Raw genomic sequence first — 18548 nt, forward strand, 5'->3', positions numbered from 1 at the left:
AGCGTCTCGGATGCGCCGAAACGACCGCGAACCCCGACAGTAGGACGCCGCACATGTCGCGTAGCGATCGAGCAGTCCAGCCCGGGTCCGCAGGCCCGCGGCAGTTGCTACTGCCGCTCGATTACCCGAACGAACCCGTACAGTCGGCTTACATCGATGGGTGCAACGGCTCGTCCCACCCGGATCCTTCCTGCATCTTCTGCCGCCACGCCGACCCGACGGTAAATACCGTCGTCAGAAGCCGCGGCACCATGTACGCCCGATGGGACAACTTTCCGGCCAGTCGCGGTCATGTCGAAATCGTCCCTTTCCGGCATATACTCTCGTTCTTCGACATGACAACCCGGGAGACGCGGGATATGCATGTTCTCGCACGATCAGTGAAAGATACTCTGGACTCACTGTATAAACCCGACGGATTCACTATAGGCGTGAACGACGGATCGGCGGCCGGCCGAACCGTGCCGCACCTACATATCCATATAATCCCGCGCTGGCACGGTGACGTACCAGATCCGCGCGGTGGGATCCGCAACGTTTTCGCGGACTGTGACCCCGACGCATGGAGTTAAACCGATCGCGGCGAGATCGCGAGGGCGAGCAGCCATTCGTTCCGGGCAGGACCTCGCACGGTGACGGATTCGAATCCGGCCGATGCCAGCCAATCATGAACTTCTTGCTTACTCGTGTAGGTGAATAGTCGGCCGTCGTCACGACGCTCGGCCCCACGCCCTTCCTTCATACTGAGGCCGATCGGAGCACCCGGCCGAAGTATTTCGCGGCACCGATCGATGACCGCCGGAATACTCGCGCGCGGCAGATGCAGCAGACTACCGCAAGCCCATACTCCGCCGATCGAATTCGCCGCGAAGGGAAGTGCCGACAGATCGGCGTTGACACCCAGTACACGTCTCGTCGGCGCTGCTCCGACGAGGCATTGCCGCAACAGCGCGAGGCTCGCATCGACCGCTACGACGGTATACCCGAGGCGCGCGATCCATCGCGCATCCCGGCCGCCGCCCGAACCCAGGTCCACCACGACCGCATCGCTCTGCAACAATTCGACGAATCGAGCCAGATCTTGCTCCAGCCCACGAAAATACCGGAAAGAGTCGGTCCGGGCGATGTATCGCGCGGCATGCGCGTCGTACCACGCCAAAGTGTCACGGTCCATGTCACATCTCGTCGAACCCGTGCGGCTGCATCCGCGAAGCCAATTCGTTCAAGAGCTCCGGTACGGCAGATCCGGCAAGGGCTGCGTATCCGTTCTTGGCATCCAGACTGAGGCAACCACGAAAATTGTCGTTGTCATCTCGGATAGGAGAAGCGAAGACGGCGCCACGGTGGCGGATGTCGCGGAACTGCTGCCAGCTCAAATTCATCACAGCGGGACCGCCCTCGGCTGCTCGTACGGTCTGAAATGCCGACTCGGACGACACCTTGCGCACCAGGCCCTCCACATCGAAATCAGCCTCCGCGTTGCGCTCCCAACACATTCCTACAACACCTTGCCCACGCTTCGGCTCGAACTTGCGGAGCACGACGTTTCCGCCCAGTCGATACGTGGCGACCCGTATGAGTCGCTTCTGACCGGTCAGCCAACCGGTTCGCTTCACCTGCCAGGCGTGCAAGCCGAGGTCCTCGAATTGAAACCCATCGATCACTCGACCTGCCTCTCGAATCATCTTTCCGAACTGTATGAATACCTGCCGTTCGAGTTGCGTCCGGCGATTGACCAAGCTTCGCTGCGCGCCGGCCGCGAACGGGCCCAGCGTGAAGACAGCGGCGACGATCAGCAATGCGGGGACGAGCAGTGGAACGTCGTCCGCAACGTTCGCCCAGAGCCGGTCGTTCGGAAACCCTTGACTCTTCGCACCGAGCACTGCCAGCGCCGCAGTGGCAAGGCCCTTGTCCCACATGGCCGCAGTTCTCGTTCTCATCGTTCACCTGCCAGCTCTGGAAGCGCTCGACAACCATTCGACTATAGACGCAAGCAAGGATTGCACCCCGTGCCCCCGTAACCCGATGTCCGGCCGCTGCGGCAACGACCGATGCGCACGTCAGCGCCTTTTCAGCAAAGATCGGAAATGCCTATCGCGCAACGGTTTTCATGAGCGCTGCCGAGTGCTGGGTGTTAGACTCGGCGACGTGGGGACGAGGGGCCTGTGCGACAGATCCGACCTCTGCGCAGAATTTTCCGGAGCGACGGATACAGAGTTCACTCGAACCTATCTGCCGTCTGCCGGTCGGCGCTTGGCAGAAACACTCGGCAGCGTTGCCGTTGTTGATCTTTCGCCACTGACCGTGGGCCACGTACTGGCTTGTCCCCGCGCGCACTACTTCAGCGCCGCGGAGGCCATCGCGGATCCCGAGTGCGACTTCGCGAAGTTTTTGGATGGGTTCCTCCGCAAATACACACAAGTGTTCGGCCGATTCACCATACTCGAGCACGGCTCGACGGCGTCTATGCCGACCGCTTGCATCAGTCATGCCCACGTTCACATACTTCCGTTCGCACTCGAACCCATAATCGGGCGAATGGGCGACGACGGGCTCGCCCCAAAGCGACTGGACAGTTGGCAGCAAGTAGTCGATTTGTACATGGGCCGGTCTCCGTACTACCTTGCCGCAGACGGGGATCACCTTTTCGTTGCTCCACCCCGCCGGCGCATGGCAAGCCAGTATCTCAGGGTAGTGGCCGGGGCGGTGCTCGATATTCCGCCCGAAGAATGCGACTGGGCGGTCGTAATACGACACGACATTTTCTATCAGACGATGCAGCGCTGGGCAGTCGATGCCACCACCGAAGGAGTGATGCTGTGACCGCATATGCCCTGACCACCGAGACACCCAGGGACGAACCATCCAAGATCGCGGATATCGTCGTACCTGCGATGGGTGCCGAAGAATCGGATACCACCCTGACCGACGGAGCAACTTCCGAGTTGTTGCTGGGCGCCGGCGCACAGGACGATTGTGCGGCTTTCAGGCTCACCGGCGACCAAATACTGGTTGCCGGAACCGATTACATCCGAGGCCCCAAGTTCAGTCTGTACGAGAAGGGATTTCTCAACAACTACGATATCGGTTGGTATCTTGCGGGAGCAAACATCAGTGACGTAGCGGCCATGGGTGCAATGCCACTCGGCTTGCTGTCCGTGGTGCGCTACCCCAAGGACCTTCCGGACAGCGATTTCTCGGATCTGATCGAAGGAATTCGTGACGGCGCGCGATCGGCCGGCGCCCTCAATGTCGGCGGCGACATCGGCAGTGCCGAGCGAATAATTCTCTCCGCCAGCGCTTTCGGTGTCGTCGAGCCCGCGAACATCCTCACTCGCACGAGTGCCCGCCCGGGCCAGCTGATCTGCGTCACCGGGCCGACCGGGTTGGCTGGCAGCGCTATGAAGCTTGCCAACGCCGGAGAAGACCTGCACGACGCGAAGTACGCTGCGCTGCTGGGCAAATGGAAACGGGTCACTCCGCGGGTGACTCACGGTCGCATTTTCGCGGTTAACCCGGCGGTTTCAGCGGGCATAGACACGTCCGACGGTCTCAAGGGCGCCATCGAGACACTTGCGCACGCGAGCGGAGTCTCCGCGGTCATCGATGCGGACATGCTGCCTATCGAGGATTCGGTGCGGCAGGCTGCCCAACATTTGACGTGCGACGTGCTGGATCTGGTCTTCGGCGACTCTGTCGACTTCGAATTGGTAGTGACGGTAGATGCGGAGGCCGTCGACGCACTCGTCGCCGATTGCACGGAAGCGGGCCTCGATCTCCATGTCATCGGCCGGATAGATAGTGGCTCGGGCGCGGTTCTCCGGCGAGGCGAAGAAACATTCGATCTTCCCGGCGCAGCTTGGCGGCACGCCTGATCCAGGCAGACAATCGCCCCCGCTCCAGCCTATGGCGAGTCCGCCGCTGCCCACCCCTCGCCTGGCCGAACCATGCGAGGTTGCCTGGTGGCGGCGGTGGGCGAATCTAGGGTGTCGGTATGCCCGAGAGCGATACCGAGTACGCAGGTCGTCCGCGGGGTGAGGCGGGTAGCGGCCGGGTTGCCGATTGGCGGGGGTGGTGGGACGGGTTTCGGCGGTCGCCGTTTCTGCCCGCGACGGTGCTGGTGTTCATTCTGGGTGCCGCCGCGGGGCTGTTCGCGGGGTCGTACACCTACATTCTCGCCAATCCGACTCCGCATCGGATTCCGGTCGCGGTGCTTCAGAACGATCACGCGGCGTCGAGCCGGGACGTGGCGTACCTCGCGGGGATGGATCATGCGCTGAACGGTGCGATGCATGTGGTCCGGTTCGATGATCCGGATGCGGCGAAGAATGCTGTCGAGGCGCAGCGGGTGTTCGCGATCATGGATGTGCGGCAGGCGGACCGAGTGACCGTCGATGTCGCGGGCGCTTCGGGTTCCTCTGTGGCCGAGGTGTTTTCGGGTGCGGCGACACAGGTGGGCAGGCAGGTTCAGGTTCCGGTGACGGTCACCGATATCAACCCGCTGCAACCGGGTGATCCGCGCGGACTGGCCATTTTCTACATCACACTGGCGGCCGTCATCATCGGCTTCGTCGGCGCCATCCAGCTGAGTGTGCATGCGCGAGCGTTGAATCCGGCGGAACGGATCGCCTACACCGTGGCGTACTCGGCGCTGGGCGGGTTCGTCATCGCGGCGGTGGTGGACTGGTGGCTGGGCGCGCTGCGGCTGCCGTTCCTGGAGTCGTGGCTCATCCTGGCGCTCACCATGTTCACCTCCGGGATGATCTTCACGATGTTCAACACCCTGTTCGGGCGCTGGGCGATGATCCCGACGTGGGGCCTGATGGTGTTGCTGGGCAATCCGTCCTCGGGCGGCGCGGTGTCCTGGCCGCTGCTGCCGTCGGCGCTCGGCAGCATCGGCCGCTGGCTGCCACCCGGCGCCTCGGTCAACGCCCAGCACACCGCCGTGTACTTCGCCGATCACCAGCACGTGCTCCCCTTCCTGGTCCTGGCGGCCTGGGCCGTGGCCGCCAGTGCGGTGTTCTGGATCTGGCGCGGGCGGCACCCAGGCGGGCGCGACGCGGACGCCTACTGAAGGGCGTCGCGGGTGGTGCGGTCGGGGAGGTCGGCGCCTGGGCGGGAGACTGTCAGGGCGGAGGAGAGGGCTGCGGTTTCGAGGGAACGGCGCAAGGTGGCGGAATCGATGTGACTCAATGCGTTTCGGTTGTCCGCGCCCAGTAGCCCGGCGGTCCACAGGGCATCGATGAGGCCGGTGGTGAAGGCGTCGCCCGCGCCTACTGTGTCTACGACAGTGGTCGGGGGTGCGGGGATGTGGATCGTGGTAGTGCGGGTGAGGGCGAAAGCTCCTCGGGCGCCGAGGGTTACGGCGATGAGGGCGGGGCCTTTCGACAACCAGTGCGCGGCAAGGTCTTCCGGGGAACGATCGGGATCGATCCAGCGCAGGTCCTCGTCGCTGGCCTTCACGACGTCGGCGCGGGATACCAGCGCGTCGATGCGGGCTCTGGCGGCGGCGGAGTCGGCGATCAGTTGGGGGCGGAGGTTCGGGTCGAAGGTGATCGTGGAGCCGGGGAGGTAGTGGTCGATCGTGGCCAATACTTCGGCGGCGCCCGGTTCCAGCACGGCCGCGATGGATCCCGTGTGCACGACCAGCGGCGCGGCGACAGCGACCGGGCGAGGCTCCCATGCGATGTCGAAATGGTAAGTCGCGGAGCCTTTCTCGTCGAGAACCGCCCGAGCTGTCGCGGTCCGGGAAGCCGAGACGCTCCCCTCGGTGAGCGCGACGCCGGACGCACGGACATACTCGATGATCCGCCGACCGCACGCGTCGTCACCGAGGAAGGTGGCGAAGTCGACCGGCCGACCCAGCCGGGCGAGGCCGACCGCAACGTTGAGCGGGCTGCCGCCGACGTGCTCACCCGTCACCTGCCCGTCGCGCACCACGATGTCGATCAGCGCCTCGCCGACGACCAACGCCCCGCGTCCCTCGCCCGACTCCCCCGCCGTCGCGGCATCACGGTGCCGGCCCACCGTCATTCCGGCTTCACCACGGCTTCCAACGTGGCGCGGGCACCGTAGCGATGCAGGGAATCCAGCGCGGTCACGTAGGCGTCGACGAACCGCGGCTGATCGATCAGATCCCCGAACACCGCGCGATTCTCCAGAAAGGCCGTCGGGTTGTCCCGCTGCGTCCGCGCGAGCGGGATCAGCGTGTCCGCGAGCCGGTCGACGACCTCGATCGGCGCGCCGTGCTCGTCGACACCCTCGGCGTAGCGGGCCCAGCAGGCCACGGTCGCCGCGGCCAGCCGCACCGGACGCCCGGCCGCGAGATTGTCACGGACCACCGGCAGCAACCACTTCGGGATGCGGTCGGACGAGTCGGCGCACAGCCGGGCGACGGTGTCGCGGACGTGCGCGTTGGCGAACCGCTCGAGCAGCGCACCCCGAAACGTCGTCAGGCCCGGGACTCGGGGCAGCGTCGGCATCGCCTCGTAATCCAGGTACTGGTCGAGGAATTCGGCGAACAGCTCGTCCTGCGCCGCCTCGTGCACCAGGCGGTAGCCCGCGAGATAGGCGAAGTAGCACAGGCATTGGTGCCCGGCGTTGAGCAGCCGGAGCTTCATCAGCTCGTAGGCGTAGACGTCGTCGACCAATTGCACGTCCGCCTCGTCCAGCGGCGGACGACCCGCGGCGAAATCGTCCTCGAGCACCCAGGCCGCGAACGGCTCGGCGATCACGGGCCATTCGTCGTGGACCCCGGTGTCGGCCTCGAGCCGCGCGACGACATCGGGTGTGGTGACCGGGGTGATGCGGTCCACCATCGAGTTCGGGAACCCGACATTGCCGCTGATCCACTGTGCGAGTGCGGGATCGACCTGCTCGGCATAGCTCGTGAAGGCGCGGCGGGCGACCCGGCCGTTGCCCTCGATGTTGTCGCACGACACGATCGTCGGCGCCGGGACCCCGCGCTCGCGGCGACGGGCCAGCGCCGCGGTCACCAAGCCGAAGACGGTCGCCGGCGGGTGCTCACCGCTGAGGTCGCGGCGGACAGCCGGTGTGTCACAGTCGAATTCGCCGTCGCTGTCGCGAAGGTTGTAGCCGCCCTCGGTGATGGTCAGCGAGATGATCCGGATCGCGGGATCGGCGAGGACCTCCAGTACCGCCTCGGGATCGTCCGGCGCGTAACGGTAGTCGATGATCGAGCCGATCACCCGCGACTCCCGGGCGCCGTCCGGGTACGCCAGAACGAGCGTGTAGAGGCCGTCCTGCGCCCGGAGCACGTCGCGCATGCGGCGGTCCGCGGGTGTCACGCCGATACCGCAGATACCCCACTCGCGCGCCTTGCCGGCCGACAGCAGCCGGTCCACGTACATGGCCTGATGCGCGCGGTGGAACCCGCCGACGCCGAAGTGCGCGATACCCGCCCGGATCTCGCCGCGGTCGTACCGCGGTCCCAGTACCGGCAACCGCGACACGGTGTTCCGATTCAGCTCCATAGCTCCGCCACCTCGACGATCGATTTCAGGTTGCCGGGCCGCCGATCGGACTCCAGTGCCTGCGCGGCCCGTTCCAGCGGATACCTCGCCGTCACCATAGCGTCCGGATCGACGCGGCCGGTGGACGCGAGCGCGATCGCCGCGGACCACGTGTCGGCGAGTTCTCCCCCGCTGGGACGGGCTCGGCGAGTAGCGCCGAAACCCCTTGTTCATGCGGTGTTTACTATGTCCGAATGCTTCTCGACGACGCGCATGGGAGTTCGGCCTCGCCGATCGGACCGGCGAGCACGCGGCTCCGGGCGCGTCGATACGGCCCGGCGGCGCTGTGGGGGCTGGCCGCCACGGCGGTGCTGGTGCTCGTGGCCGGCGAGCTCATGGCCGTCCACCTGCACGCGCTGGGCCCGCTGACCAGCCTGTTGCGCGACTATGCCGGGATTCCGAAGTCGGCGACGACGCCGTGGGCGGGATTCCTGCTGGCACTGGTCGGCGTCGCGTGGCGCGAACGAGTGATCGCCGTGGCGGCGGCGGTCGGGTTGGATCTGATCTTCGTCCTCGTGCGCGCGATCGAGGGCCACAAGTTCACCGTCGGCAACGGACCCACGCTGGTCCTGACGGCGTTGACGGTGCTCGTCGCGCTGCGCTGGACCGGCGACCGCCGCCACACCGCGCTGCGGACGATCGGCCTCGGCGCGCTGCTCATCCTCGCCACCAAGGTCAGCGAGATCTGGCTGGACATCACCGCGTGGGCGACGCCGCAGGTGCTCGATCCCTTCGTGCAGCAGGCCGATCGCGCCCTCGGCAATCCGTCGTGGCTGGCCGGGCAGGCGCTGGCGGCGGCCGGGCCGGTGGTTCCCGGCGTCCTGCGCTGGGTGTACTTCGAGCTGCCGGTGGCCGCGATCGTCGTCGCGATCTGGCAGCTGCGCGGGGTCACCGGCGGGGTGTGGCCGCGGCATTATCTGGTGCGGACCTTTCTCACCATCGGGCTGATCGGGCCGATCTGGTACGTGGTTTTCCCGGTGGTCGGGCCGGTACTGGCGTTCGGGCCGGAGGGGCACGGCATGGCGCTCGCCGATGTGTGGCCGAATGTCGTTCCGCCACTGCCCACTTCGATCGAGGCGATGCCCTTCGACGGTGTCACGCCGCGCAACTGCATGCCGTCGCTGCACACCGCGTGGGCGCTGTCGCTGTTCATCCATTCCCGGGGCGGACCGCGCTGGCTGCGCTGGGGCGGGGTGTTCTGGCTGGTCTGCACGCTGGCCGCCACGCTCGGCTTCGGCGCGCACTACGGCATCGACCTGCTCGTCGGGGCCACGCTGTGCCTGACCATCGAATCGGGGCTGCGCGACCCGGATCGCGGGTGGGACCGGGCCCGGATCACCGTCGTGGCGTTGGGAGTGGCGTTGTTCGCCGCGATGCTGCTGTGCACCCGCTATGCCGCGGAGGTCATGGCAAGGTATCCGGTGCCCTGCGGCGTCGCGCTGATCGGCTCGTTCGCGGCCTTGGCGGCGCTGTTCTACAGCACCTGGTTCGCGCCGCGGGCGACGACCGGTTAGGACCCCGAGCGTCGAACACCCTCGGCAGCGCATGGTTCGCGCTGCGGTCCGGGTGGTAGCGACCAGTACCGTCAAACACCCTCGACTGCTTGGCTTTTCAGGCGGCCGAGATAATGGCGAAGGATGTCGGCCGTCAGCCGCGGGCGGCCACCGGGATGGCCGACCGTGGCGGCCGCGGCGGCGACGGCCCAGCGGGCGGCCTTCGGCGGCGGCAATCCGTGGTTGCGAGCGGCGGTGAGAGTGGCGGTGAAGGCGTCGCCCGCGCCGGTCGTATCGACCACGGGGGTGTCGATCTGCGGTAGCACCAAATGCTCATCGCCCCAGGCGAATACGGTGCCGTCGCCGATGTCGAGCACCACCAGCGCGGGGCCGTACCGGAGCAGCGACCGCGCCGCGCGGATGCCCGCCGCCGCGGTGTCGAGCCGGTCGCCGGTGAGCAGCCGGGCTTCGCGATGGTCGGCGCGCAGCACATCGCAGGCGCGCAGCAGGGCGGCGCGGTGCGCGTCGGGGAGCAGGCCGTCGAGTACGACGCGGCAGTCGGCGGCCCGCGCTCGGTCCACCAGGTCCGCCACCACCTCCGGAGGCTGCTGGAGTTCGACGATCATCGAATTCGCCGACCGGAGCCAGCGCGCCGCGTGCGCGGCGTCGTCCAGGGTGAGCATCGTCGACGGCGGCAGATCCTCGAGATAGTGCCAGCGGCCGTCGTCCTCGAGCACGTCGACGATCAACCCGGTGGCGGCGGCGGGTCGGCGGACGACCGGCGAGCAGTCGATCCGGTCGAGTTCCGCCCGCGCGATCAACCGGCCGCCGATCTCGTCGTCCCCGACCACGCCCAACAGAGCAACACGCTGCCCGAGTTGTGCCGACGCTACCGCGAGATTCGCGCCCTTCCCGCCCAGCGTCTCCTGCCGCTCGCCTACGCGCGCCGCGGCGTGGGCGTCGGGCAAGTCCGGGACGGTCAGCACCAGGTCCCGGGCCATCCGGCCCGCGACCAGCACATCCAGCGACCGCACAGCACCGCGATACCCGGCGTGGCAGGACGCAAACCAGGGCCGCGAAGGCGGCGGCCACGACGTGCCCGGCACTCGCCGCCGCACGGGCGAAAGCACCAGTGGCCGAGCATGTTACCGCCTCCCGGCCGACGTGTGGCAGATCATTTACCGGGTAGCCGCCGAACATGACTATTACGGCGCATCGACCCGGCATCCGCACCACCGCACCGCCCGGCCCGCGGTCGGCCACCCGGGAGTGATCGGCCGTGGCGGGTGTGGGACTGCCCGAATCCGTTTCGGGAGTGTTGTTCGATCTCGACGGCGTGCTGACCGATACGGCGGCGGTGCATCGGCGGGCGTGGAAGACGGTGTTCGACCGGTTACTGGCCTGCCGCTGCGGGGCGCGGTTCCAGCCGTTCACCGAGGAGGACTACCTGAATTATGTGGACGGGAGGTCGCGGGCCGACGGCGTCCGGGAGTTCCTGAAGTCGCGCACCATGGCGTTACCGGAGGGAAAACCGGACGATCCGCCGGGCCTGGCGACCGTATACGGGATCGGTAACAGCAAGAATCGCCTGCTGCTGTCGCTCATCGAGCGGGACGGGGTGCGGGTCTTCCCCGGCTCGGCCGGATACTTGGCAGCTGTGCGCGCGGCCGGTTTGCGGGTGGGGGTGGTGACCTCCTCGGCGAACGCGACCGCGGTGCTGGCCGCCGCGGATTTCACGCGATTCGTCGAAGCGCTGATCGACGGCCGGGAGATCGCGCGGCGGGGTCTGCCCGGTAAACCCGCGCCGGACGCGTTTCTCGCGGGCGCCGAGGAGTTGGGCGAACCACCCTCCCGCACAGCCGTTTTCGAGGACGCGATCGCCGGGGTCACCGCCGCCCGCGCCGGTGGGTTCGGCTTCGTGGTGGGTGTGGACCGAGTGGGCGACGGGCAGCACGGCGGCGCATTGCGCCGCGCGGGAGCGGATCTGGTCGTCACGGACCTGTCCGAGTTGACTCCGGCCGACCGGTCCACGGCCGAGGGAGAAGGAGGGCGATGAGTTCGCACGGTTTCGACATAGACCCGTGGCAGTTGCGCCGGCACGGACTGGACCCGGACGCGCTGGAGCGGATGGAGTCCCTCTTCGCACTGTCCAACGGGCACTTGGGTTTACGCGGCACCCTCGAGGAGGGCGAGCCGGTCGGCACGCCGGGCACATATCTCAACGGGTTCTACGAGAAGCGTCAATTGCCCTATGCCGAAGCCGGATACGGCTATCCGGAAGAGGGCCAGACGGTGGTGAACGTGACCGACGGCAAGATCATCCGCCTGCTGGTGGAGGACGAGCCGATCGACCTGCGCTACGGTCGCGCCGTCGAGCACGAGCGCGTGCTGGACTTCCGCACCGGCACCCTGCGGCGGCACACGGTGTGGACGTCGCCGACCGGCCGCTCGGTGCGCATCCGCTCGGAGCGGCTGGTGTCGTTCGCCGAGCGCGCGCTCGCCGCCATCCGATACGAGGTGGAACCGCTCGACGACGACCTCGACCTGGTGGTCCAGTCGGACCTGCTGGCCAACGAGACGGTCGCGCCGCCCGGCAACGACCCGCGGCTGGCCGCCGCGCTGGATCGCCCGCTGGTCGCGGACTTCTCCGCCGTGCGCGAGACCACGGCCGTCCTCGCCCATCACACCCGGCGGTCCGGCCTGCGGATGGCGGCGGGCATGGACCACGAGATCGAGGCGCCCGCCACGCCGCGCTGCGCCATCCATGCCGAGGAGGATCTGGCCCGCCTGACGATCGCGGTCGATGTGCCGAAGGGGCAGCGGCTGTGCCTGACGAAGTACATCGCCTACGGCTGGTCGAGCCGACGGTCCGTACCCGCCCTGCGGGCGCAGGTGGACGCCGCGCTGGCCGCCGGTCTGGAGACCGGCTGGGACACGCTCCGCGCCCGGCAGCGCGCCTACCTCGACAACTTCTGGGACACCGCCGACGTCGAGATCGACGGCGATCCCGAACTGCCAGCAAGCGATCCGGTTCGCGCTGTTCCACGTGCTGCAGGCGGGCGCGCGCGGCGAGACCCGGGCGATTCCGGCGAAGGGCCTCACCGGAGCGGGCTACGACGGACACGCGTTCTGGGACACCGAGACCTACGTGCTGCCGGTACTCACCTACACCGTCCCGATGGCCGCGGGCGACGCACTGCGCTGGCGGCACAGCACGCTCGAGCACGCCCGGCAGCGCGCCCGTGAACTCGGCCAGGCCGGTGCGATGTTCCCGTGGCGGTCGATCAACGGCGAGGAGGGTTCCGGCTACTGGCCCAGCGGCACCGCGGCCGTGCACGTCAACGCCGACATCGCCGACGCCACCGTGCGCTACCTGTCCGCCACCGGCGACGAGCAGTTCGAAACCGATTGCGGCGTAGAGCTTCTGGTCGAAACCGCGCGACTGTGGGAGAGCCTCGGACACCACAACTCGGCAGGCGATTTCCGCATCGACGGCGTGACCGGACCCGACGAGTATTCGGCGCTGGGCGACAACAACGCCTACACGAATCTGATGGCCCGGCAGAATCTGCGGGAAGCCGTCGAGGTGTGCCGAAGGCGCCCCGACGTCGCCCGGCGCCTGGACGTGGACGAGGCGGAGCTGACCGCCTGGAGCGAGTGCGCCGACCGTATGTTCGTGCCCTACAACGAGGATCTCGGTGTCCACGAGCAATCCGACGGCTTCACCCGGTACGCCCGCTGGGATTTCGACGCCACCCCGCTCGAGCACTATCCGCTGCTGCTGAACTACCCGTACTTCGATCTGTACCGCCGCCAGGTGGTCGAACAGGCCGACCTGACCTTGGCAATGTACCTGTGCCCCACCGCGTTCAACGCCGAACAGAAGGCCCGCAACTTCGACTACTACGAAGCCCTGACCGTCCGCGACTCCTCGCTGTCGGCCTGCCCCCAGTCGATCCTTGCCGCCGAGGTCGGACACCCGGACCTGGCCTTCGACTACTTCGCCGAGACCGCGCTGATCGATCTGCACGACCTGCACCACAACGTCGGCCACGGCCTGCATCTCGGCTCGCTGGCCGGCACGTGGCTGTGCTGTGTCGGCGGTTTCGGCGGGATGCGGGACTGCGGCGGGGAACTGACCTTCGCGCCGCGGCTGCCCGCGCGGCTGAACCGGCTGTCGTTCCGGATCATGTGGCGCGACAGGCGGATTCACGTCGACATCGGCAACGACTCCGCGACTTACCGTTTACTGCACGGGGATCCGGTCTCGCTGCACCACCACGGCGAGTCCTACCTGATCACCGACGAGCCTCGGACACTGCCGATTCCGCCCCGGCCGCCGCGCGCCGAACCGCCGCTGCCCGCCGGACGACGCCCACACCACCGGCCGTAGGCGTCGCTACTCGGCGAAATCCCTTGTGTACACGTGGAAGTCGCTGAGCAGCTGCTCCTCCTGCAGCAGTGAGGCCCGCGCCTCGCGACCGTGCGATTTCGCCACGCCCGCGGTGAGCGCCTGCACCAGCGAGGTGAACGCCGTCATCGACCGCAGCACCGACGGGCCCGCCGCGTCGACGAAGAAGCACTCGTCCGCGGTGGCCGCCAGCGGCGACCCCGGATTGTCGGTGAGCGCGACGACGTGTGCGCCGACCGATCGCGCCCACGCCGCGCCGCGCACGGTGTCGGCCATGTAGCGGTGGATCGACAGGGCCACGAAGCAGTCCCCCGCGCGCACCCGGCGCAGGTCGTCGGTCAGCGCGCCGGCCGTCGCCGTCACCAGCGCGACCTCCTCGCGCACCATCCCCAGCAGGTAGGCCAGCAGATACGCCGGTGCGTGGCATTTGCGCAGCCCCATCACGTGCACCCGCGGCGCCTCGGTCAGATGGCCGACCGCCGACTCCCACGTCGCGTCGTCGATCCGCGCGAAGGTGCGGGCGATATTGGCCTGGTCGAATCCGAGGGTGCGATTCAACAGTCCGCCCCCGTCGGCGGGTAACCGCTCGAGCGTGTCGAAGCGCCGCAGCAGCTGCGCCTGCTCCTGCAACCGCTCCCGGCAGAGCCGGGTCAGACCCGGATAACCCTTGAGCCCCAGCGCGTTCGCGAAGCGGACCACCGTCGCCTCGTTGACGCCGACCGCCGCGGCGAGCTCCGACACCGTCATGAACGCGACCGCCTCCGGGTCCGACATCACCCGCTCGGACAGCTTGCGATGCGCCTGCGACAACGTGTCGTGCCGCGCCCGTAGCTCGGCGACCAGTTCGTCGAAGGTCTGCGGCCCGTCGTCCGCGCGTTGGTCCGTCACGGCGCCATTCTCCCTCGCTCCCCTGTTCGGACCGGAAGGTATCCATCCGCCTTGGTAGGTTCAGTTGCATGTTAGTCGAGTTATGCAAATTTACTTGCATAACTCGCGCGAACGTTGTTAGCTGGCCCACACGAACGTCCGATCACGACGGGACCAACCCATGACAACGCCCTCGCGCACCGACGCGGCGACCGCGCCGCGCCCCGCTCCCCCACTCCGCTGATCACGATGCGCGGGGTGACCAAGACCTTCGGCACCGTGACCGTGCTACGCGACATCGATCTGGACATCGCCAAGGGCGAGGTCGTCGTGGTGATCGGACCGTCGGGCTCCGGCAAGTCGACGCTGTGCCGGACCATCAACCGGCTCGAGACCATCACCGGCGGCACCATCACCTTCCGCGGCGAACCGCTGCCCTCGTCGGGCGCGGGGTTGAAGAAGGTGCGGGCCGACATCGGCATGGTGTTCCAGTCGTTCAACCTGTTCCCGCACATGACGGTGCTGCAGAACATCACCTTCGCGCCGACGCGCATCCGCAAGTTGTCCCGCGCCGCCGCCGAGACCAAGGCGAAGTCGCTGCTGGAGCGGGTCGGCCTGGCGCACAAAGCCGATGCGTATCCGCCGCAGCTGTCCGGCGGCCAGCAGCAGCGCGTCGCCATCGCCCGCGGCCTGGCCATGGAACCGGAGGTGATGCTGTTCGACGAGCCGACCAGCGCCTTGGACCCGGAGATGGTCAGCGAGGTGCTGGACGTCATGCGCGACCTGGCGAGCGAGGGGATGACCATGGTGGTCGTCACCCACGAGATGGGCTTCGCACGCGCCAGCGCCGACCGCGTGATCTTCCTCGCCGACGGCGTCATCGCCGAGCAGTCCACGCCGGACGAGTTCTTCACGGCTCCGCGCAGCGACCGCGCCAAGGACTTCCTCGCCCGCGTCCTCCAGCACTGACCCCGCCTTTTCAGGAAGTTCGCCATGAGACGACTCTCCCGCCTCGCCGTGGCCGTGTTCGGCACCGTCGCGGTAACCCTCACCGCCGCTTGCGATTCCGGCGCACCACCGATCAACCTGTCCGATTCCGGTCCGCCGGTGGCGACCGACGTCCACTTCGCCCCCGGATCGACCATGGCCGAGCTGCACGACGACGGCAAGATCACCATCGGAACCAAGTTCGACCAGCCGCTGTTCGGGCTGAAGAACCCGGTCACCGGACGCCCGGAGGGCTTCGACGCCGAAATGGGCAAGCTCATCGCGGCCGGACTGGGCATCCCGGCCGACCGGATCGACTGGGTCGAGACCGTGTCCGCGAACCGGGAGCCGTTCCTGCAGCAGGGCCGCGTCGATGCCGTCATCGCCACCTACACCATCACCGACAAGCGCAAGGACATCATCGACTTCGCCGGGCCGTATTACATTGCGGGACAGTCCTTCATGGTCCGCAAGGGCAATCCCGCGAAGATCTCCGCACCCGACGATCTGACCGGTAAGGGCGTCTGTGCCGTGGAGGGCTCGGCCTCCTCCACCAACGTCCGCGACCGGGTGCCGGGCGCGCACGTCGTACTCTTCGACTCCTACAGCAAATGCGCCGAGGCGCTGAAGAACGGCCAGGTGGTCGCCATGACCACCGACAACACCATCCTCGGCGGGCTGCGCAGCCTCGACCCGGACGCGTTCGAGCTGGTACCCGGCACCTTCACCGCCGAGCCGTACGGCATCGGAATCGCCAAGGGGCGCGCCGATCTCGTGCGATTCATCGATGACACGCTGCGCGCCGCCTTCGCCGACGGCACGTGGTCGGCGGCCTGGGATCGCACCGCCGGTCGCATCCTCGGCGCGGCGCCCGCTCCCCGGATCTCGAAAGTTATTGAGGGCCACCACTATGCACGTACTCACCGAGAACGCCGCGCTGCTGTCGAAGGCGTTCGGAACCACCCTGCTGTTGAGTATCGCCGGCGGTGCGCTGGCCGCGGTCGTCGGGCTGCTGGTCGGTGTCGCCCGGCTCTCGCCGGTGCCGTTCCTGCAACGGGCCGGAGCCGTCTATGTCGAAACCGTCCGCAACACACCGTTGACCGTGGCGTTCTTCCTGATCGTCTTCGTGCTCCCGCAACTCGGGCTGACGATACCGAGCTATGCGGCGGCGGCGATCGTCGCGCTGGGCTGCTACACCGCGGCGTTCGTGTCGGAGGCCGTCCGCGCGGGCGTCAACACCGTCGGGCGCGGGCAGGCGGAAGCCGCTCGGGCGCTGGGCCTTTCGTTCCTGGAAAATATGCGGTTCATCATCGTGCCGCAGGCCGTGCGGGCCGTGGTGCCGCCGCTGGCCAATGTATGGATCGCACTGGTCAAGAACACCTCGATCGCCGCCGGTTTCGGCGTGCTGGAGCTGACCGCCTCGGGACAGCGGATCAACTTCCTCGACCCGGCCGCCGTCGTCCCGGCGCTGCTGTGGATCGCGGTGGCATATCTGGTCATCACCCTCGGGTCCGCGTTCGGATTCCGCAGGCTCGAGCACCGATTGGCGGTCGCGCGATGAGCACCTCCTTCCTCTACGACGAGCCCGGCCCGGCCGAGTTGCGCCGCTACCGCCGGATCACGATCGCCGCCGGGCTTCTCAGCGCCCTCGTCGTAGTGGCGATCCTGCTGCGGCTCCGGTCGCACGGGCAGCTCGAACGTAAACGCTGGGCCATCCTGCTGGACCCGGAAACCGGTGTACCCCAAGCCCTCTGGCAGGGCTACCGGGCGACGCTGCAGGCCGCGGGACTCGCCATGGTGATCGCGCTGGTGATCGGGCTGTTGCTGGCGGTCGGGCGGCTGTCGGCGCACCGGCCCGTCCGGCTGGCCACCGGCGCCCTGGTCGAGGGCTTCCGCGGGGTGCCGCTGCTGCTGCTCATGCTGTTCGCGGCGCTCGGCTTGCCCAGTCTCGGACTGGAATTGAGCCTGCTGCACATCGTGGTGCTGGCGTTGGTCGCCTACAACTCCTCGGTGCTGTGCGAGATCTTCCGCGGCGGCATCCTGGCCCTCGACAAGGGGCAGACCGAGGCCGCCGAGGCGATGGGCCTGAACCGCGCGGTCGTACTGGGCAGAATCCTGCTGCCGCAAGCGATCCCGACCATGTTGCCGGTGCTCGTCAGCCAGATGGTGATCCTGCTCAAGGACACGTCGCTGGGATTCATCGTCGGGTACGCCGAACTGCTGCGGCAGGGGCGGTCGCTGGTCGAGTACTACGGCAGCCAGTATTCGATGCAGATCTACGTCGGGGTGGCGGTGATGTACATCGCCACCAACTTCGCGATCTCGTTCCTGGCCCGCTGGCTCACCTCCCGCCGCGGCCGCGGCAGACGCTCGAAAGCCGCTCCGGCCGACAGCATTCCGCTCACCCCCACACCGGTGGTCGGCGCCGCGCGCTGACCCTCCCGAGAGGAGAACCACTCCCATGACCGCAGCCACCGAGGCCTCGCCCGTCCTGGTGTCCCGCCGCGACCGGGTCGCGTTACTGACGCTGAACCGGCCCGACCGGCTCAACGCCGTCAGCGCGGAGCTGTACCGCGACCTGATCGACGCCCTCGTCACCGCCGACGACGACCCGCGGGTCCGATGCGTGATCCTGACGGGCGCGGGGCGCGCGTTCTGCGTCGGCGCGGACCTGAAGGCACACGCCGCGGGCACCCGCACCCGTGCCGAGCGGGAAGACTACGTCCAACTCGGGCAGCAGGTCTGTCGGCAAATCCTCACCATGGACACCCCGGTCGTGGCCGCCGTCAACGGCTACGCGCTCGGTGCGGGCGCGGAAATGGCGGTGAGCGCGGACTTTCTGATGATCGCCGAGGAGGCCCGGATGGGCTTCCCGGAGGTCTCCATCGGCACCTTCGTCGGCGGTGGGATCACCCACCGGCTGCCGCGGCTGGTGGGTCTGCGGCGGGCGACGGATCTGCTGATCCTGGGCGAACGGTTCACCGGCACACAGGCTTTCGAGTGGGGACTCGCGCATGCCGCCGTTCCGAGCGACGCGCTGCTGGATTCCGCTGTGGCACTGGCCGACTCGCTCGCCACCAAGGCGCCGCTGGCCTTGGCGCGGATGAAGGCCGCGCTGCGCCGGGAGGACTCGCTCGACGCCGCACTCGACACCGAGCCGGGCGAACTGCTGGCCCTGATGGACACCGAGGACTGGGCCGAGGGCGTCGCGGCGTTCGCCGAGCGGCGCGACCCGGTGTTCCGGGGAAAGTGAGCAGC

At 67.9% G+C, this 18548-nt stretch carries 16 protein-coding genes and 3 pseudogenes; 12 read left to right on the top strand and 7 right to left on the bottom strand.

The window, feature by feature from the left end; genetic code table 11:
• Nucleotides 1-53 precede the first annotated feature (53 nt).
• Nucleotides 54-572 carry an HIT family protein gene (locus ACFMRZ_RS17550; protein ID WP_400179996.1) on the top strand — a complete coding sequence of 173 codons (519 nt, stop codon included), beginning with the start codon at nucleotides 54-56 and terminating at the stop codon, nucleotides 570-572.
• Here ACFMRZ_RS17550 and ACFMRZ_RS17555 read toward each other — a convergent pair.
• Both ACFMRZ_RS17555 and ACFMRZ_RS17560 read right to left on the bottom strand, forming a co-directional pair.
• Nucleotides 569-1159 (bottom strand): class I SAM-dependent methyltransferase, encoded by a 591-nt coding sequence (locus tag ACFMRZ_RS17555; protein WP_400179998.1) that lies wholly within the window; start codon nucleotides 1157-1159, stop codon nucleotides 569-571. The genes ACFMRZ_RS17550 and ACFMRZ_RS17555 overlap by 4 nt on opposite strands.
• A 16-nt stretch (nucleotides 1160-1175) precedes the next feature.
• Entirely contained in the window at nucleotides 1176-1919 is a 744-nt protein-coding gene (locus tag ACFMRZ_RS17560; protein WP_400179999.1) for a hypothetical protein, read from the bottom strand.
• Nucleotides 1920-2253: 334 nt separating this feature from the next.
• Between ACFMRZ_RS17560 and ACFMRZ_RS17565 the strand changes: the two genes are divergently transcribed.
• The 3 genes from ACFMRZ_RS17565 (at nucleotide 2254) to ACFMRZ_RS17575 (ending at nucleotide 5074) form a co-directional block, all read left to right on the top strand.
• Nucleotides 2254-2823 (top strand): hypothetical protein, encoded by a 570-nt coding sequence (locus ACFMRZ_RS17565; protein ID WP_400180000.1) that lies wholly within the window; start codon nucleotides 2254-2256, stop codon nucleotides 2821-2823.
• Entirely contained in the window at nucleotides 2820-3875 is a 1056-nt protein-coding gene (thiL, locus tag ACFMRZ_RS17570) for a thiamine-phosphate kinase (protein WP_400180001.1), read from the top strand. The genes ACFMRZ_RS17565 and thiL overlap by 4 nt, the downstream gene beginning before the upstream one ends.
• Before the next feature lie 119 nt (nucleotides 3876-3994).
• The gene (locus tag ACFMRZ_RS17575; RefSeq protein ID WP_400180002.1) at nucleotides 3995-5074 is read left to right on the top strand and encodes an ABC transporter permease; all 1080 of its coding nucleotides are present in this window, start codon (nucleotides 3995-3997) and stop codon (nucleotides 5072-5074) included.
• On the opposite strand, the gene ACFMRZ_RS17580 is transcribed toward ACFMRZ_RS17575, so the two are convergent.
• The 3 genes and pseudogenes from ACFMRZ_RS17580 to ACFMRZ_RS17590 form a co-directional block, all read right to left on the bottom strand.
• Nucleotides 5068-6033, bottom strand: coding sequence for a carbohydrate kinase (locus tag ACFMRZ_RS17580; RefSeq protein WP_400180003.1), 966 nt, complete (start codon nucleotides 6031-6033; stop codon nucleotides 5068-5070). The genes ACFMRZ_RS17575 and ACFMRZ_RS17580 overlap by 7 nt on opposite strands.
• Complete coding sequence (locus tag ACFMRZ_RS17585; RefSeq protein ID WP_400180005.1) at nucleotides 6030-7493, bottom strand: mannitol dehydrogenase family protein; 1464 nt, start codon at nucleotides 7491-7493, stop codon at nucleotides 6030-6032. The genes ACFMRZ_RS17580 and ACFMRZ_RS17585 overlap by 4 nt, the downstream gene beginning before the upstream one ends.
• A pseudogene (locus tag ACFMRZ_RS17590) lies at nucleotides 7484-7651 on the bottom strand (NAD(P)-dependent alcohol dehydrogenase); the annotation flags it as partial. The pseudogene ACFMRZ_RS17590 and the gene ACFMRZ_RS17585, both read right to left, overlap by 10 nt.
• 75 nt (nucleotides 7652-7726) lie before the next feature.
• Here ACFMRZ_RS17590 and ACFMRZ_RS17595 point away from each other — a divergent pair.
• Nucleotides 7727-9046: a DUF5933 domain-containing protein gene (locus ACFMRZ_RS17595; protein ID WP_400180006.1), complete on the top strand. Its 1320-nt coding sequence runs from the start codon at nucleotides 7727-7729 to the stop codon at nucleotides 9044-9046.
• A 71-nt stretch (nucleotides 9047-9117) separates the two neighbouring features.
• Here ACFMRZ_RS17595 and ACFMRZ_RS17600 read toward each other — a convergent pair whose 3' ends face one another.
• On the bottom strand, nucleotides 9118-10059 hold the full coding sequence (locus ACFMRZ_RS17600; protein ID WP_400180008.1) for a PfkB family carbohydrate kinase: 942 nt from the start codon (nucleotides 10057-10059) through the stop codon (nucleotides 9118-9120).
• A 254-nt stretch (nucleotides 10060-10313) separates the two neighbouring features.
• On the opposite strand from ACFMRZ_RS17600, the gene ACFMRZ_RS17605 reads away from it, so the two are divergent.
• Complete coding sequence (locus ACFMRZ_RS17605; protein ID WP_400182896.1) at nucleotides 10314-11081, top strand: beta-phosphoglucomutase family hydrolase; 768 nt, start codon at nucleotides 10314-10316, stop codon at nucleotides 11079-11081.
• Nucleotides 11078-13418 (top strand): annotated as a pseudogene (locus ACFMRZ_RS17610) (glycoside hydrolase family 65 protein). Before ACFMRZ_RS17605 ends, ACFMRZ_RS17610 begins: the two are co-directional and overlap by 4 nt.
• Nucleotides 13419-13424: 6 nt before the next feature.
• On the opposite strand, the gene ACFMRZ_RS17615 reads toward ACFMRZ_RS17610, so the two are convergent.
• On the bottom strand, nucleotides 13425-14324 hold the full coding sequence (locus ACFMRZ_RS17615; RefSeq protein ID WP_400180009.1) for a MurR/RpiR family transcriptional regulator: 900 nt from the start codon (nucleotides 14322-14324) through the stop codon (nucleotides 13425-13427).
• Nucleotides 14325-14552: 228 nt separating this feature from the next.
• Here ACFMRZ_RS17615 and ACFMRZ_RS17620 point away from each other — a divergent pair, with 228 nt between their 5' ends.
• The 5 genes and pseudogenes from ACFMRZ_RS17620 (at nucleotide 14553) to ACFMRZ_RS17640 (ending at nucleotide 18543) form a co-directional block, all read left to right on the top strand.
• A complete protein-coding gene (locus tag ACFMRZ_RS17620) occupies nucleotides 14553-15272 on the top strand; it encodes an amino acid ABC transporter ATP-binding protein (RefSeq protein ID WP_400180011.1) in 720 nt (239 codons plus the stop codon).
• 174 nt (nucleotides 15273-15446) lie between these two features.
• A pseudogene (locus tag ACFMRZ_RS17625) lies at nucleotides 15447-16061 on the top strand (glutamate ABC transporter substrate-binding protein); the annotation flags it as partial.
• Nucleotides 16062-16200: 139 nt separating this feature from the next.
• A complete protein-coding gene (locus ACFMRZ_RS17630; protein WP_400182897.1) occupies nucleotides 16201-16851 on the top strand; it encodes an amino acid ABC transporter permease in 651 nt (216 codons plus the stop codon).
• Nucleotides 16848-17726, top strand: coding sequence for an amino acid ABC transporter permease (locus ACFMRZ_RS17635; RefSeq protein WP_400182898.1), 879 nt, complete (start codon nucleotides 16848-16850; stop codon nucleotides 17724-17726). Before ACFMRZ_RS17630 ends, ACFMRZ_RS17635 begins: the two co-directional genes overlap by 4 nt.
• Nucleotides 17727-17751: 25 nt before the next feature.
• Nucleotides 17752-18543, top strand: a complete 792-nt coding sequence (locus ACFMRZ_RS17640; RefSeq protein WP_400180012.1) for an enoyl-CoA hydratase/isomerase family protein — start codon at nucleotides 17752-17754, stop codon at nucleotides 18541-18543.
• Nucleotides 18544-18548: the final 5 nt, after the last annotated feature.

The sequence above is a fragment of the Nocardia sp. N2S4-5 genome, from assembly GCF_044628355.1.
GTDB lineage: Bacteria > Actinomycetota > Actinomycetes > Mycobacteriales > Mycobacteriaceae > Nocardia > Nocardia wallacei_B.

Bases quoted from the DNA above. Each gene is read 5' to 3' on its own strand.
- ACFMRZ_RS17550 (WP_400179996.1), top strand. From the start codon at position 54: ATGTCGCGTAGCGATCGAGCAGTCCAGCCCGGGTCCGCAGGCCCGCGG.
- ACFMRZ_RS17560 (WP_400179999.1), bottom strand. From the start codon at position 1,919: ATGTGGGACAAGGGCCTTGCCACTGCGGCGCTGGCAGTGCTCGGTGCG.
- ACFMRZ_RS17575 (WP_400180002.1), top strand. From the start codon at position 3,995: ATGCCCGAGAGCGATACCGAGTACGCAGGTCGTCCGCGGGGTGAGGCG.
- ACFMRZ_RS17580 (WP_400180003.1), bottom strand. From the start codon at position 6,033: ATGACGGTGGGCCGGCACCGTGATGCCGCGACGGCGGGGGAGTCGGGC.
- ACFMRZ_RS17585 (WP_400180005.1), bottom strand. From the start codon at position 7,493: ATGGAGCTGAATCGGAACACCGTGTCGCGGTTGCCGGTACTGGGACCG.
- ACFMRZ_RS17595 (WP_400180006.1), top strand. From the start codon at position 7,727: ATGCTTCTCGACGACGCGCATGGGAGTTCGGCCTCGCCGATCGGACCG.
- ACFMRZ_RS17620 (WP_400180011.1), top strand. From the start codon at position 14,553: ATGCGCGGGGTGACCAAGACCTTCGGCACCGTGACCGTGCTACGCGAC.
- ACFMRZ_RS17630 (WP_400182897.1), top strand. From the start codon at position 16,201: ATGCACGTACTCACCGAGAACGCCGCGCTGCTGTCGAAGGCGTTCGGA.
- ACFMRZ_RS17635 (WP_400182898.1), top strand. From the start codon at position 16,848: ATGAGCACCTCCTTCCTCTACGACGAGCCCGGCCCGGCCGAGTTGCGC.
- ACFMRZ_RS17640 (WP_400180012.1), top strand. From the start codon at position 17,752: ATGACCGCAGCCACCGAGGCCTCGCCCGTCCTGGTGTCCCGCCGCGAC.